This window comes from Limosilactobacillus gastricus PS3, from assembly GCF_000247775.1.
GTDB classification, from domain to species: domain Bacteria; phylum Bacillota; class Bacilli; order Lactobacillales; family Lactobacillaceae; genus Limosilactobacillus; species Limosilactobacillus gastricus_A.
Map to the genome: position 1 here is coordinate 1 of NZ_AICN01000039.1, position 15,580 is coordinate 15,580.

The window sequence follows — 15,580 nt, forward strand, 5'->3', positions numbered from 1 at the left end:
CAAAAAGTAGGCTTATCGTAAGATGGGATTTTTGACCAGTATAGTAACGTATTAAACACAATAAAACTAATAAAATCAGCGTTCCATTAACAACTAATGAAACACTTCTTAAATTAAAGATCCGTTGAGCGTCCAAGATTAACATAAACAAGGCCGTTACAATGAAGATCAGAAAATCAATTAGCTTATTCATTGTTCCCCCACCGTTTTAAGGGTTGGTATACTAAAGCGGCCACCACCGCTCCAATAATTCCTTGTAATAAATCCGTCCCAATCCCAAGGATTCCAGCAACCCAAGTGTATAGCACGCCATTAGCGACCACGTAAACGGCAACCATAACCACAATGCCAACACCAAGTGCTAGGAAACGATTATGCGTCCTCGTGTAAAGCCACCCAGCTAAAAACCCTTCCAGGCCATGAGCTAAAAATGAAAATGGAGCAAAATTAGCATAACCAGAAATTAGATCTAGCAAGAGGGCTCCAAAACCACCAACCGTTCCGCCGTACCATTTACCAAAGAGTAGACTAGCCAGAAAAACGGCAGCATCACATAAGTTAACATTGCCGTGGGTCCACGGAATTGGGATCAAGAAAACCCGACCAAATATGATTAACAAGGCCATCAACATTGCTGAGATCGTAATTTTTCGTATATTTGTAGTTCGCATTAAGAAGCCCCCTTGCTTCGTTTTTAAGAACTACCTTACAAGGTGCAAACGCCAACTGTAAAGCCTATCGTTGAAATTCGTCAATTTTGTTTCGATACACTTTAGCCGTAACCGGATCAAAGGCTACTATCCAAACTTGCTTAATCGTTGTTTGATTTCCCAGGAAATCAAACATGGTTTCTACAGCAATCGTGGCGGCTCGCTCTAATGGGAAATGATAAACCCCAGTACTAATCGAGGGAAAAGCTACCGTTTGACAACCATATGACAAGGCTAATTGCAAACTATTCCGATATGAATCCGCCAATAACTCTGCCTCTTGATGGTGACCATCCACCCAAATTGGCCCTGGAGTATGAATAATATACTTAGCGGGCAAATTAAAGCCCGGCGTAATTCGCGCTTGACCGGTCGGACAGCCCCCCAGTTGTGCAAAAGCCAAATCAAGAGCGGGACCGGCCGTTCGATGAATTGCCCCATCAACGCCACCGCCACCACGCAAAGTAGTGTTGGCAGCATTAACAATCGCGTCTACTTTAAATTGTGTAATATCGCCTAATTTGACGGTTAAGGCTACCATATTTGCACCCGTTGATCTGGTTCCAGATACATTTGATCACCGGATTGGACATCAAATGCCAGATAAAATTCCGCCAGATTCTGGGCCTGAACGTTGGCCCGTAATTTATTAGGAGCATGGACATCAATCGATAACAAGAGTTGCATGTATTGTTCCGTCGCCTTCATCCGCCAAACGCGCGCCCAATTTAAGAAGAAGGCTTGAGCATAATAATCAGCTTCTTCTTGAGCTGCTGAAAGAGCGCAACTTAACCCGCCGGCATCCGCGATGTTTTCCGAAACCGTTAGTTTCCCATTCACACTTTGTCCCGCGTATGGCAGCCCATCGAATTCTTTAATCATCTTTTCGGCTAAAGCCTTGAAGTGACTTTGATCCTCTTCAGTCCACCAATTCTTTAAGTTCCCGTATTCATCAAAGAGGGAGCCGTTATTATCAAAGGCATGGGAGATTTCATGGGCAATTACCGCCCCAATCCCTCCATAATTTTGACTGCTCGTTTGTTGCAAACTGTAAAATGGCGCTTGGAGAATGGCTGCTGGGAACACAATAATATTCATAAAGGGATGGTAATAGGCGTTAACTGTCGCCGCACTCATTTCCCATCGGGTCTGATCAACTGGTTGATTCCAGCGACTAAAGCTTTCGGCTTTAAGTTGCTGGCTTAAAGTAATCGCATTAGCTAACAAGGATTTGCCGGTATCAATCTTTAGTTGCTCATAGTAAGCCGGTAATTTTTCGGGATAACCAACTTGAACCCCGAGATGGGTTAACTTTACAATCGCCTGTTGCCGAGTCGCCGGACTTAACCAATCATTATTTTCTAACCGTTCTTGATACACCTTAATCATCTGGTGGACCATATATTCGACATTGGCCTTCGCCTCAGGTCCAAAATAGGTTTCTCCGTAATATTTACCAATCACTTGACCAAAATAGGACATGGTGAAGTAATAAGCAAACTTTTGATGATTAACGGCTTCTTGACTGCCTGAAAGGGTTCGTGAATATTCACCACTCGCAATCCGCAAATCATCGGTTAAGACACTGGCATCACCCAGAATCGTTTTAACAGTTAACCAACTCTTAAATTCCGTAAAATGATCTGTCAAGATTTGATCTAACGCTTGGAAATATGCTGGTTCAGTGACAATTACCTTGGCTTCAGTCGTCTTAATTAAGGACTTGATGATTTCCGACAATGATAATTGATCCGTTGCTTGAGCGAATTCATTCACCGTCATTGGGTTATACATCTTACTATAATCAGCTCGTTCTTCAGCACTCTTAACGTGCGGTACCAAGCGTGCATCAAAGACCTTCGTTTCTGTTACTAATTTTTGCGCGATTTCTTGATCGTACCCAACCATTACCAAAACTTTTTCGGCCATTGTCGTCCAAACTTGCAAAAGGGCTTGGCCCTGTTGATTGTCATCTGCATAGTAATTTTTTTCTGGCAAGATTAAGCTCGGAGCGCCAGCGTACAGGCCATATACTTTAGCATTCTTCATATCTGGATCAAGATCAAAGTCCACTGGTGAGGCATTCCCCGTTAATAACCAGTCGTGCCAAATTGATTGATAATCTTCATAAGATTGTAAAGCTTCAATCTGATCCAATTCAACTTGAAGTGGAACGGTTCCTTCACTGGCCCGCCGATCAAAATCCAAAGCCAACTGGTAAAGCTTGACGGCTTGAGCCATTTGTTCATTAGGAAGCTCTTTTTCGCCCGACGCAAACTTTTCCAAGTCATTCATCAAGAGTTTTTCAATATCAATAACTAAATCCTGAAAGCCCCCCGTTGCCGGTCGATCAGCTGGAATTTGGGCCGTTTTCGCCCACTCTCCGTTTACGGCTTCATAGAGATCTGTTTTCACTGCTTGTAAATCAACTGTCATCTGCCTACTCCTTAATTTTAATTGCACCTATTTTATTATAATTAACGACAAAGTAACATTAATATGACCAAAAAATCCGGCAGCACCAAGACTACCGGAGATTAAAAAATGTTTACTTATAATTTAAGACCCAAATAAAAATAATGAAGATGAAGAACAAACCATACATGATTGGATGCACTTCTTTTCCTCGCTTAGCAGCAATCATCGTAATTGGGTAGGTGATTAAACCTAAGGCCATCCCATCAGAAACACTATAAGTTAGAGGCATTCCCAACACAATCAGGAAGGCTGGGATGGCAATTTCCAACTTATCCCAGGCAATTTGCCGGAGATTCTGGGCCATTAAGACACCGACAATGATCAAAGCTGGGGCGGTCACTTGATCCGTTACCACCGTGAGCAATGGCGAGAAAAACATTCCGACAATAAAGAGCAGCCCCGTTACTACAGATGCAAAACCAGACCGACCACCAACGGCAATTCCCGCTGATGATTCCACGTAAGCCCCAACTGGGGAAGTCCCCAGAATCGAGCCAACAAACATGGCACTAGAATCCGACATTAAGGCTTGCCCAACCCGTGGCATCTTATTATCCTTCATAAACCCAGCTTGTTGAGCCAAACCAACTAAAGTCCCAGCCGTATCAAAGAAAGTTACCAATAAGAAGGTCAAAACTACCACCCATAGTTGAACCGTATTAATATCACCTAAGTGACTAATGGCCACCCCAAAGGTAGGTTTTAAACTAGGCGCAGCAGATAATAGATGCGTTGGCATTGGGATTAAGCCTAAACATAAGCCAACGGCCGCTGTTACTACCATGCCGATAAAGATACTTCCTGGGACGTTCATCACCATCAAAACAGCCGTTACTAATAAGCCAATGATCGTTAACCAGGTGGTTGGCGTCGTAAAGGAACCTAAGGTCACAACCGTTGACTTATCAGCTACAACTAAGCCACCTTGGTGAAGACCGATAAAAGCGATAAATAGGCCGATTCCTGCTGAAATTGCATACTTTAAGTCACTTGGAATCGCATCAATAATCGCTTCACGCAATTTAAAGATGGTAATAATAATGAAAATAATTGACGCTACAAAAACCCCGGCTAAAGCGGTTTGCCAACTAATTCCCATCCCGATACATACGGAGTAAGCAAAAAAAGCGTTGATTCCCAAAGCCGGTGCCGTAGCAATTGGATAACGGGCGAGAATCCCCATCATCAGACACCCAAAAGCACTGGCTAGGGCAGTAGCGGTAAAGACCGCTCCCGTATTCATCTTGGCCGCCCCTAAGACACTTGGGTTAACAAATAGGATGTAAGCCATTGAAATAAAGGTCGTAAAACCGGCTAAGGTTTCCCGCCGATAATTAGTCCCCAATTCTGCAAATTTAAAATATTTACTGATCGCTGACACGAACAAAACCTCCAAATTAATTTTCTTTTTTTAGCCAACCGTGATGATCATAATCGTCATCACGGCGCTTACTTTTTGAAACGTAGGGATTGCCCCAAACATAAAAACGACAAAGATCTTGGCCCGAATCACCATCTTGATTAACCCCAATCCGCGGGGTCATCATAATCTTTTGCGGCTGCCGACGCTGACTAAGATCTATCTTCAAAGGGGCTTGATCCATCGGTAAACCATCAAGATGACGATCTTGAATCCCCAAAGCTTGCATCACCTTTCCAGGACCATTTGTTAAATTAACCCCCGTTTGATGACGATTTTTCACCATTTGGTCTAGATTGGCGAGCGGCTCAATTGCCCGAATGAGAATTCCTTGCGGTTCATCCCGGACTTGCACTACCACATCAAAACAATAATTGGCGCGAATTTGGTAAATATAAAGGTCACCTGGATCGCCATAAAGCGATTCTGAATAATTGGTCCGCCGATGGTTAAAGGCGTGGGAAGCTGAATCTTGGACGCCTAAATAAGCTTCAGTTTCAACAATATAACCTGCGAAATGACCTTGATCACTATCATAAATTAATAAGCGTCCCAACAGATCTTGCGCAATGGCAGTCGTTGGTTGGCTAGAAAAATATGCTTGATAAGCATCCATACTTTCATCCTCGACTACTTTCAGCTATGATAATCCCAAGAGGTGAATGATCATGCAAATTAAAATCGAACGTATTTACACTAAGCCAGCCGATCTTGACGGTTACCGCATTTTAGTTGACCGTGTTTGGCCACGAGGAATATCAAAAGTTGATGCTCACCTAGATACCTGGGCTAAAACCATTGGCCCCAGTACGCCTTTAAGAAAATGGTTTAACCATGAAGATGCTAAATATCCAGAATTTAAACAACGCTATCTCAATGAACTAGCCACCAATCCGGACCTAGCTGATTTTAAACAACTAGTTAAAACCCACTTGACTACCCAAAACATCATCTTATTGTACGGCGCTAAAAATGAGCAGCATAATCAGGCCGTAGTCCTAAAGGAACTCCTTGAGCAAGCCTAAGCCCCTTGCTAAGACCTCATCCGTAACCTGAATCGTCAAGAAACGTTGCATGGGTACTTCTTGATGCCGATCCTTAAAATCCATTGGTTCAGCTTTTAAGATGACGACCGTTAGATTATTTTCCGTTAACATTAACTGACCAGGCCCCGTGTATTTCCCCTTGGTATGCTTACCAATCCGCCAGCTATGAACCTTAATTTGATCATTAGCATCAGTTCGTAATTGATAATTACCCGAGGGATCTGCATCAACCGGAATTCCATATAATTTTAAAACTTTATATTGATCTTTTTTCCCCATCGTTCACATATTAAAAGGCCGAGAACTTCTCGACCTTTTTTAATTTCCCATGCTTTATGCCCGGGACTTGTAACTACCGTCAGTCGTATTAACGATTACTTCGTCGCCATTCTTGATAAAGGAAGGCACTTGAACCACCACTCCAGTGTTCATCGTAGCAGGCTTCCCACCACCATCGATAGTAGCTCCCTTAACCATTGGTTGGGTATCAGCAACCGTCAAGGTAACCGTCACTGGTAATTCAACCCCGACTAATTCACTACCCACGAAGTCCATTTGAACTTGCATGTTTTCAACCATGAACTTCTTTTCTTCTTGAATTTGGGCCCCATCGATTTCGTATTGTTCATAGGTTTCCAGATCCATGAAGACCGAACTGTTTCCTTCATCGTAAAGGTATTGAGCATTTCGCTTGTCCACGTTCACCTGTTCAACCTTTTCTGAAGGTCGCATCGTTGTGTGCACGATTGAACCACTCCGCAAATCTTGGATATCCATTTGCATCAAAGTGTTACCCTTACCTGGCTTGTGGTGGTTAATTGAAAGCACCTTTAATAATTTGCCGTCCTTTTCAAAAACCATCCCTTTTTTCAAATCAATTGTTTGAATCATGACAAATCTCCTTACATCTTTTCTTTAACTAGGTTTCCCCAGTAAAATCACCAAAAATCATTATAACATAACTAGATCGCTTTCGGAATGGTGCTACTTCTGGATTTCCATATCATCACTTGGAATCCGAATTAAGTTATATTGGATGGCAATATGGTTGGCCCGAATCCCAATTCCATTCATCAAGGTATTTTTATACCGGACCGTCATCGTTGCCACGAAAGCGTGTCCCGTTTGGGTATCCGTTTGGTTTAACTTTTTCTTATTCCATGGTAAGTCCATCGCCGTCGCCGGTAAAACATTATTCCCATCGGCTAAGGAACTAAAGTAGGCACTGGTGGTATAGTTCCCGTCCTGGGTTTGATAAGTATAAGAAACGACACCATGGTTACCGGCATTACTGTGATTAACTCGGACGTAATAGTAATCATTACCACTGCTGGACAATTGCAAGGCCGTATAAGTCGTCTTGGTAGTGACCGCACTACTATCAGCATATGATACCGGTCGGAACCACGTAGCATACCCCATGAAGCCTAGCCAAGCTAAGGCAATGACTACTAGAACGACATAACGGAAAAAGAGTCCCTTTTCGAATCGTTGGTGTGTCTTAGCAATTAACATTAACTGCTTGACTCGAATATAATGAATCACATAAACGAGAAAGGCAATTGCGGCGATCCATAGTAGCCAACCTAACCAATTCCAACTCATAATCTTAACCCCTTATTGTTTGATAAGTTCATTGTATCATTAATTAGATCCCAAGAACGATCATAAATCCCGAAAAATCCGTAAATTCATCTATATTCAGTTTGTGAAATCATCTATAATAGATTTATAGTGATTTCAAAACTCGAGGAGAATAGCATGACAAACTTTACTGAATTAGCCTTAGAATTAATAGATTTTGAAAAGGAATACCAATTAAACGATAACGAAGTTGCTTTAGGAAGCCAACTCTCGGTCGAACGAGTTCACGATATTAAGTCTTCTTCTTCTGCTCAAGCCACTGAAGAAGAAACTGGTTTATTACGCCGCTTCATGCAATCTTACCATGGCTAATCTTTTTGTTTAACTAACAAGAGGTCGGAAAGAAACTAATTTTCGTTTCTTTTCGACCTCATTTTTTATTCTCCACTGTGTAGATACACAGGTAATGGATTCATCAATTCTGGTTCAACGGGCAGCCCTTGAATCTGGCGCATCAGAATCTCGATTAACCGCATGGCTAATTGATGACTTGGCTGAACAATCGTTGGTAGCTGAGGAGCTAACTTTTGGATTAATTGTGACCCATCATACCCAACTATCCAACAATCCCTTCCTAATTGCCGATTAGCGGTTTTAAAAACCTCAATTAATTGCATGGCCAAAAGATCATTGGGGGCCACCACACCATCATATTCCCCGGGAAATACTGCCCTTAAATCGAGGTCATTAACATCGAGTGGATCAGCCTGTAGATGGACTTGCGTTAAATAGTCAACCGCGCCTTGAAGTCGATTAACCGTTGGCGAGTAAGACCGATCTTCATCAATTAAAACGGCAATTTTTCGACAACCATGTTTGGCTAAATACTGAGCAGCGAGTTGGCCACCCTGATAGTTATCCGAAGTAACTGTCGGTATAGTTTCCGCCAAACGGCGGTCAAAGGAAACGATCGGGGCAGAAAGTTGTTGATACTCCTTAATCGCCAAGTTGTGCGAACTAGAAATGATTCCATCAACTTGATTCGCAGACAGCATGGCAAGATATTCATGCTCAATTGCTTCGTTCTCAGCCGAAGAAGCAATAATCGTCTTGTAGCCCCGTTGGAATAATTGATATTCGATTTCGTTACTTAATTCTGCAAAGAACGGATTCGTTAAGTTGGGTAAAATTAGGCCCACAAACTTAGAGGCTTTTCCCTGCATCGCTCGAGCCAGGGCATTAGGCTGATAGTTCAATTCTCGCATGGCGGCGTGAACTTTTTGAATTGTCTTATCACTCAGCGAACTATAGTTATTAATAACTCGTGACACCGTCGTAACCGAAACCCCGGCCAGTCGTGCCACATCACTTAATTTCGCAACCACTTATTCTTCCTCATTATTTTAATTACTTGTTATTATGCCAAAAATCTGGCAATAAGAAAAGTGAGACCAAAATCTCACTTCATATTGATCTTAATTTTGTTCCATAACTACTTCGCCATTGGCCGTAATCGTAAAGGTCTTGTTAGCAGCATCAGCGGTTAAAACCGCAACGTTATCACCACTAGCATCCTTACGCGTAATCGTAATCGTAGTTTCACTTGGTGTTTGGACATCAATGGAACCATCGAGGTCAAAGGCCGCAAATTCATTCCGCCATGCCAATAACTTCAAGAGGTTCGCAACTACCGGCCGTTGAACTTCTTGCGCGATTTCGTCCTTGTTGTAGTAGTGACGGTTAATGTTCCGCCCTTCTTTGGTACTTTCTAATAATTCCAAATCGTTGGAACCAGCTAACAAACCAACGTAGTAGACCATTGGAATTCCTGGTGCAAAGACTTGGAAAGCCCGCGAAAGCAAGTAGGCCTTATCATTGTCACCAAGGGCTGAGTAATAAGTAGAATTAATTTGGTAAATATCCAAGTTGTTGTAAGCAGCGGAAGAGTACTTCTTCTTAACGTTCGCTCCAACCTTGTATAATTCTTCAGAAGCGTAGTCGATTTCGTCATCAGTTAAGATATCACGTGCATCAACCACTCCGATCCCGTCATGAGTATCTAAAGTCGTAAATTGCTTCATTGGTGACATCTTCAACCACTTAGCCAAGCGGTTAGTCTTGCCGGAATAAAGCGTGTAAAGGGTTGTCATTGGTAAAGCAAAGTCGTAAACGAAGTAACCGTGATCTGAAATCTTAGCAGGAATGGAGTAGTGTTCATGAATTTCTGGCAAGATTTCCGCCTGGTAAGGCGCTAAAATGTCCCGTACTTCATTTAATAAGTCCCAGATTTCTGGTTCCACAAAGAAGTCATCGGAATCAACCTTCTTAATAGCATAGGCAAAAGCATCCAACCGAATCAAATCGGCACCATGCTTAACCATATCAATTAAAGTCGTCTTAAAGAATTCATTGGCTACCTTGCTCTTAACATTGATATCAATTTGTTCTTCACCAAAGGTGTTCCATAAATGCTCCGTGGTTCCATCATCAAAGGTGATTTCTTGCATTGGGGCCTTGTCTTTACGCTTATAGATCTTGTCTACATCTTCTTGCGTTGGACGGTTAGGACCTGCTGCTTCCCAGAATTTTTCCCAACGAATGAAGAAGTCATTGTACTTGGAATCATCATGGTTCTTCTTGAAGTCTTGGTATTGAACCGACTTCTTGGAAATATGGTTGATCATGAAGTCAAACATCAAGTAGTAATCTTCACCCATGGCTTCAACATCATCCCAGTTACCAAAAGCAGAGTCCACCACCGTGTAGTCATATGGAGCAAAACCACGGTCACCAGTTGATGGGAAGAATGGCAATAAGTGCACCCCACCAATGGCGTCGCCGATGTATTCCTTTAAGATTTCATGAGTTTCTTTGATGTTCTTACCCATTGAATCAGAATAGGTAATTAACATCGTTTTATTTTCAATTGGCATTTGTTAAATCCTCCAAATTAACGCTTCGTCGATGACCGACGTGAAACAAAAATAATAATCGCAATAATGACTAATAAAGCTCCGTAGTATGGGAAAGGTGCCGCTAAATCAAAACCTGATAAAGGCTTCCCTAATAACTTGTTAGTCCATTCAGCAACCGTTGGTGAGAAAGCAGCCCCAAAATTAAAACCAATCAAGACCAATGAGGTTACCATTGGTTGATTCTTAGCTGGCGCTAGACCAGGTAAGAGGTCAAAAATCATCGGGGAAACTAACTGTAATGGGAATCCAACCATCAACAGACCAGCGGTTAAGATCCAGAAGTTATGACCAGCTAAACCAATCATGAAATTAGCTAAGGCCATTAAACCAAGACCCAAATATACCGTCCCAAAACCAAGATACTTATGAATGGTCCCATAGAACAAACCACCTAATGTGGCCCCAATCAACATCAAGGATAAGAAGTTAGAAGCTCCAGTATAATGAGCCCCTTTAATAGCAACCGCTAAACCCGAGTACCGATTTTCCAAACCAACATAGTCAATACATAGGACAAAAGCAAACAATACTAAGACGTACACCAATGGGCTAATTTTCGTTACCCCATTATCCTTAACAGCGGTTTCAGCTTCTTTGGCTTCCTCAGCTGCTTCCCGTTGTACTGCTGAATCATCGGGAACTCGCCAAGCAAAGAATACTAAGACAATAAATGCTAGGGCGTAAACCAAGAATGGCATGTGCCAGTTGCCAGAGAAGGTTAAAAATAAACCAGCAACCCATAGACAAAAGGCTTGCCCGATTTGTTCGGCAGCAGCCCGCCAACCAAGCATCTGTGATTGGACATCACCATCATACCAAACCGAAATCATTGAGATACATTGGGAATTGTATAAACCAAACCCGGCTCCTAACAATAACCGTGATAATAAGATTACCGGATAGTTAGAAACAAACATGGGGATCAACCCAGCAATCCCAACAACCGTTACCCCAGCCATGATCACCTTCTTATCTGAAATCTTAAACCATTGTTGTAACAGTGGTGATAAGACGACGAAAACCATTACGGCATAAGAAGGCGTCGTTGCAATATACTCGGATTGGGTCTGCGAAATATGCAAAGCCGCTTTCAATTGTGGCAATGACCCTTGGACAGCATACGCACTTGTAATAACAAACGAAACTGACAAGAAGGCCAGCTTCGTAACCAAAGAATTTTTACTATTCAATTCTCTTTTTCTCCTACTTTTTGCTATTTGATAAACGTTTATCAAATCCATAAAATCTTATCATTACGGTCACTAAAGGTCAATAGTATCTAGGCGGAAAAAGAAAAATTGTGAAGAAATTAACTTTCTCCACAATTTCAATTACAGGTATTGATTGATGAATTCTGCGACGGCTCGAGCGGCTTCTTCATCGGGACTAATAATTATTAAAGTGTCGTTTCCCGCTAGGGTGCCGACAATTTTTTCATTCTCATCTCCATCAAATTCCCCCGCCACGATCATCGCAAAATTAGAATTGGGGGTGGTCTTAACCACATTCATAAACTGAACCGTTGTCACGCTTTCGACCCGATGGCGAATTGCTTCAACCAGCCGTTCATTTAAAGCCATCGGGGTTTCTTGGAGTTGAGCATAATAAGTCCGGCCTTGTTGGCCCATCACCTTCACAATATTTAAATGTTGTAAATCACGCGAGATCGTCGCTTGGGTCGCTTGAACACCGTGTTGGGCCACCAGTTCCATTAGTTCTTCTTGGGTACTAATCTCACGTTCCTTGATTAAATCTTTAATTAGCGCCCGACGTGTCCGAAAATCCATCTTCTCTACTCCGATTATTAAATTTAATACTACTAATATAGCAGATTTTAAAAATGATGTCTTTTGATCTAACCAGGGCGGTGGCTTGCAAGCTTAGTGAGCCAATAACTTAGTTAAAACCGCGGCTAACCGTTCTAACTTGGCCGCTTGAGCTTTTGGCTCCCGGACACACTCTTTAATCGTGGTGTGTACCAAAACGCCAACCGCCCAATTTTGTGGTGATAACTCCATCGGTACTGCTTGCGGACGAGGGGGAATCCGCTCTTCGTTATGCAGTAAATGTTGGCGAATCAGATCATAATAACCACTCTGGTGACTTTGGTCTAAAAAATTCGTGACCTGGGCTAAATAATCACTCACCTGACCGTGACCTCGATCAGGAGGACGAATCCCCTTGTGGATTTCTCTCAATGCAATCCCATACACGTATTGATAAGCGTCCGTCAAATCCTCAAAATACTTATAAAAGGATCCCCGGGCAATTTTAGCTTCTTTAACAATTGGTGCTACTTGAGCCTCCGATAAGGGACGGGTACCAAATTCATGCAAACACGCCTGAATAATGCGTGATTGTTTGTTCGGATCTAAATTTAAAAACGTCTCCGTTGGCATTTTACCCCTCCTTTCATTCGTATTTTATCATAAAAATTCAAGTAAATACTTGCCAACCATCCAAAATCACCAGAATATCGGAATGAAGATCCCATGAAAACTCTTTCAATGTTAACCGCCACGAATGCCGTCAGACGGGCAATTAGCCGTTGCCTTATCAATTTTTTTGTGTTAATCTTACTTCGGTGCAAAATTTGAAGAATTTGCGCACCCGACAATTTAATATACGGAAAGGTGGTTTTGATGTGAAAAACACACAAAACAAACTCCGCGCACCAAAGTTAATTTCCCATACTAATGGTAAATCATTAGAAGAAATTAACGGAACGGTCGAAGTTCCGCGCGGAAAAGGTTTCTTAAAGACCCTGTTAGCTTACTCAGGTCCTGGTGCGCTTGTCGCTGTTGGATACATGGATCCGGGTAACTGGTCAACTTCAATCACCGGGGGCCAAAGTTTTCAATACACCCTTATGACGACCATCCTGATTTCAAGTTTGATTGCGATGCTCTTGCAAGCCATGGCTGCCAAACTTGGTATCGTAAGTGAAATGGACCTTGCTCAGGCCATTCGAGCTCGTACAGGGAAGGCGTTAGGAGTTATTCTTTGGATTATGACTGAGCTAGCCATCATGGCTACAGATATTGCCGAAGTTATTGGGGCGGCGATTGCTTTGAACCTCTTATTCCATATTCCAATCATTTGGGCCGTCATGATTACCGTGCTCGACGTCATGGTTCTTTTACTATTGACTAAAATTGGATTTCGGAAAATTGAAGCCATCGTTGCCTGCCTCATCTTAGTCATTTTATTTGTCTTTTTGTATGAGGTAATTTTATCCAACCCCAATTGGGGTGGTGTTATTGCCGGCCTCGTCCCAACCCCTGAAGCCATCGCCCAACATCCCGTTGTTAATGGAATTTCACCATTATCAGGATCGCTCGGGATTATTGGGGCCACCGTGATGCCGCACAACCTTTACTTGCACTCTGCAATTTCGCAAACCCGGAAAATTGATCACACGGATGCTAATGATATTAAGCAAACGGTCCGTTTCACCACTTGGGATTCAAACATCCAATTAAGTCTGGCCTTTGTGGTTAATTCTTTGTTACTGATCGTGGGGGTCGCTGTTTTCAAGAGTGGCGCCGTTTCAGATACTTCCTTCTTCGGCCTTTACGAAGCTTTAAATAATACTTCGATGTTAAGTAACCCGATCTTAATTTCAGTTGCTAAATCAGGAGTCCTATCAACCCTCTTTGCGGTTGCCCTCTTAGCTTCTGGTCAAAATTCCACTATCACGGGAACTTTAACGGGGCAAGTTATCATGGAAGGATTTATTCATTTGAAAATGCCACTCTGGGCCCGGCGTCTTGTGACCCGATTGCTTTCAGTGGTTCCAGTCGTTCTCTGTGTTCTTATGACAGCGGGCGAAACTGAAATTCAACAACACCAAGCCATCAACATGTTAATGGAAAATTCTCAAGTTTTCTTGGCTTTTGCCCTTCCATTCTCAATGCTACCTTTACTCTTAATGACAAATAGTAAAGCTGAAATGGGCCAATTCAAGAACTCTTGGATTACCCAGATTCTAGGTTGGATTTCAGTAATCGGCTTAACCTTCCTTAACCTTTACAACTTACCATCAACCTTTGAAGGTTTTGGAATTTGGAATAAGTCCTTATCTGACATCCTTGCCTGGATAACGATCATTTTGATTCTGCTACTATTAGCCTGGACAACGATTGATATTATTCGTGGGGATCGGCGCTTAGCTGCTAATCGAGTGGCGCACCCATGGGAAACAACTGAAGAATAATTTAAAACACTTATTTCATGCTACACATAAGCGGGTGGGAAGAAATGCTAATTGACATTTCTTCCCACCCTTATTGCTTTCCCCAGCTTCGTTAATGTTTAGAGATCCTTAATTTAATTTCACATTGATAATTATTTAAGTTCACACCTTTTTCACTCCTTATCGGTATAGTAATAACCATCCCCAATTGATTTTCTTCTTTGCTAACCAGTTTCCTCCCAATTAATGACTGGTTAGCGCGAACCGATTAGCGATTTCCCATCCTAATCGGTTTTTCTTTGCAATCATGGTATAATTATCAACACAACTTAGAGCGAGGTGAACCAACGTGGATAACAATAATCACAAGAAACGTTCCCGGGTTGAACTATATGATTCTCCCGAGACAAATACCAACTCACGCCGGTCACGAAACCGAAGTAATAAAAAGGGAACGACCCAAGAACTGATGGACTCTGCCAAAGGTTTCTGGTCACAAATTAAACCCGATTCAAAGTCCGCACCAGCACCCAGGGCCAATGCATCCTCACGGCGGGAAAACATACGGACAGAACAGACTACTAATGCGAATGAACAACCTATGAGCCGTTCTTCCCTTCGCCATCAACAAGGTGATCAGCAGGCCCCAAAAGCTAGCGCTACTTATCGGCCAACCCAATCAGCTAATAGCCACCATCAGCATGGCCACCAAGCACCTAAAAACCACCAACCGAAAAAATCGGCGGGTAAATTCCTATTTAGGATCGCACTGACGGTCATGTTAGCGATCTTATTGATTATGGTCGTCATCTTTATGGTTCGCCAACAGAATCCCGTTAGTTCAGATAGCACAACCACGACAACTAGTTCCTCATCTAGTCATAAGAGTAGTAGTAAGAAGAGCTCCAGTAGTAAGAAGAGTAGTTCTTCAAGTAGTGATACTGATACAGACAGCACAAGCAGTACTGGTACTACTACCTATACTTATCGTTACAACAACAATAATCAAACAACGACCAACCAAAATAACCAAACTACTCAATCATCCGTTACGCAACCTTCAAGTACGCAGGAAACCCAAAATAACGATAGCAACGGAACTCAAGGTAATACTCAAGGTGGCGGAACTAGTAACGGCGGGACCACAAATACCGCAACTACTAATAGTCAGT

At 42.4% G+C, this 15,580-nt stretch carries 18 protein-coding genes; 4 read left to right on the forward strand and 14 right to left on the reverse strand.

Annotated features, from left to right (window positions below; translation table 11 throughout):
- The 6 genes from PS3_RS10625 to PS3_RS04725 form a co-directional block, all read right to left on the reverse strand.
- Positions 1–193: hypothetical protein (locus tag PS3_RS10625; RefSeq protein WP_040468196.1), on the reverse strand; the 193-nt coding region annotated here is incomplete at its 3' end.
- On the reverse strand, positions 186–671 hold the full coding sequence (locus tag PS3_RS04705; protein WP_007122198.1) for an ECF transporter S component: 486 nt from the start codon (positions 669–671) through the stop codon (positions 186–188). The genes PS3_RS10625 and PS3_RS04705, both read right to left, overlap by 8 nt.
- A 64-nt stretch (positions 672–735) precedes the next feature.
- Positions 736–1,251, reverse strand: a complete 516-nt coding sequence (locus PS3_RS04710) for an O-acetyl-ADP-ribose deacetylase (protein ID WP_007122199.1) — start codon at positions 1,249–1,251, stop codon at positions 736–738.
- Positions 1,245–3,146 carry a M13 family metallopeptidase gene (locus tag PS3_RS04715; protein ID WP_007122200.1) on the reverse strand — a complete coding sequence of 634 codons (1,902 nt, stop codon included), beginning with the start codon at positions 3,144–3,146 and terminating at the stop codon, positions 1,245–1,247. Before PS3_RS04715 ends, PS3_RS04710 begins: the two co-directional genes overlap by 7 nt.
- A gap of 112 nt (positions 3,147–3,258) precedes the next feature.
- Positions 3,259–4,569 (reverse strand): NCS2 family permease, encoded by a 1,311-nt coding sequence (locus PS3_RS04720; RefSeq protein ID WP_007122201.1) that lies wholly within the window; start codon positions 4,567–4,569, stop codon positions 3,259–3,261.
- A 16-nt stretch (positions 4,570–4,585) separates the two neighbouring features.
- Positions 4,586–5,224, reverse strand: coding sequence for a DNA-3-methyladenine glycosylase (locus tag PS3_RS04725; protein ID WP_007122202.1), 639 nt, complete (start codon positions 5,222–5,224; stop codon positions 4,586–4,588).
- A 52-nt stretch (positions 5,225–5,276) separates the two neighbouring features.
- Here PS3_RS04725 and PS3_RS04730 point away from each other — a divergent pair, with 52 nt between their 5' ends.
- Positions 5,277–5,633, forward strand: a complete 357-nt coding sequence (locus PS3_RS04730; protein WP_040468197.1) for a DUF488 domain-containing protein — start codon at positions 5,277–5,279, stop codon at positions 5,631–5,633.
- Here the strand turns inward: PS3_RS04730 and PS3_RS04735 are convergent.
- The 3 genes from PS3_RS04735 to PS3_RS04745 all read right to left on the reverse strand — a co-directional run bounded on the left by PS3_RS04735 (position 5,607) and on the right by PS3_RS04745 (position 7,259).
- On the reverse strand, positions 5,607–5,933 hold the full coding sequence (locus tag PS3_RS04735) for a DUF7671 family protein (protein WP_007122204.1): 327 nt from the start codon (positions 5,931–5,933) through the stop codon (positions 5,607–5,609). The two genes, PS3_RS04730 and PS3_RS04735, sit on opposite strands and share 27 nt — an antisense overlap.
- 54 nt (positions 5,934–5,987) lie before the next feature.
- Entirely contained in the window at positions 5,988–6,545 is a 558-nt protein-coding gene (gene efp / locus PS3_RS04740) for an elongation factor P (RefSeq protein ID WP_007122205.1), read from the reverse strand.
- 93 nt (positions 6,546–6,638) lie between these two features.
- A complete protein-coding gene (locus PS3_RS04745) occupies positions 6,639–7,259 on the reverse strand; it encodes an LVIS_2131 family protein (RefSeq protein ID WP_007122206.1) in 621 nt (206 codons plus the stop codon).
- 156 nt (positions 7,260–7,415) lie between these two features.
- Between PS3_RS04745 and PS3_RS04750 the strand changes: the two genes are divergently transcribed.
- A complete protein-coding gene (locus tag PS3_RS04750; protein ID WP_040468198.1) occupies positions 7,416–7,610 on the forward strand; it encodes an LBP_cg2779 family protein in 195 nt (64 codons plus the stop codon).
- Positions 7,611–7,675: 65 nt separating this feature from the next.
- On the opposite strand, the gene PS3_RS04755 is transcribed toward PS3_RS04750, so the two are convergent.
- The 5 genes from PS3_RS04755 to PS3_RS04775 form a co-directional block, all read right to left on the reverse strand.
- Entirely contained in the window at positions 7,676–8,623 is a 948-nt protein-coding gene (locus PS3_RS04755; RefSeq protein WP_040468199.1) for a LacI family DNA-binding transcriptional regulator, read from the reverse strand.
- A 90-nt stretch (positions 8,624–8,713) separates the two neighbouring features.
- The gene (gtfA, locus tag PS3_RS04760) at positions 8,714–10,171 is read right to left on the reverse strand and encodes a sucrose phosphorylase (protein ID WP_007122207.1); all 1,458 of its coding nucleotides are present in this window, start codon (positions 10,169–10,171) and stop codon (positions 8,714–8,716) included.
- Between the two features lie 17 nt (positions 10,172–10,188).
- Positions 10,189–11,403 (reverse strand): MFS transporter, encoded by a 1,215-nt coding sequence (locus PS3_RS04765; RefSeq protein WP_040468200.1) that lies wholly within the window; start codon positions 11,401–11,403, stop codon positions 10,189–10,191.
- Positions 11,404–11,544: 141 nt separating this feature from the next.
- The gene (locus tag PS3_RS04770; protein WP_007122208.1) at positions 11,545–12,000 is read right to left on the reverse strand and encodes an arginine repressor; all 456 of its coding nucleotides are present in this window, start codon (positions 11,998–12,000) and stop codon (positions 11,545–11,547) included.
- Positions 12,001–12,093: 93 nt separating this feature from the next.
- Positions 12,094–12,612 (reverse strand): TetR/AcrR family transcriptional regulator, encoded by a 519-nt coding sequence (locus tag PS3_RS04775; RefSeq protein WP_007122209.1) that lies wholly within the window; start codon positions 12,610–12,612, stop codon positions 12,094–12,096.
- 245 nt (positions 12,613–12,857) lie between these two features.
- On the opposite strand from PS3_RS04775, the gene PS3_RS04780 reads away from it, so the two are divergent.
- The gene (locus tag PS3_RS04780) at positions 12,858–14,429 is read left to right on the forward strand and encodes an Nramp family divalent metal transporter (protein ID WP_040468201.1); all 1,572 of its coding nucleotides are present in this window, start codon (positions 12,858–12,860) and stop codon (positions 14,427–14,429) included.
- Between the two features lie 328 nt (positions 14,430–14,757).
- The coding region (locus PS3_RS09850; protein WP_050950840.1) for a hypothetical protein at positions 14,758–15,580 on the forward strand (823 nt) is incomplete at its 3' end.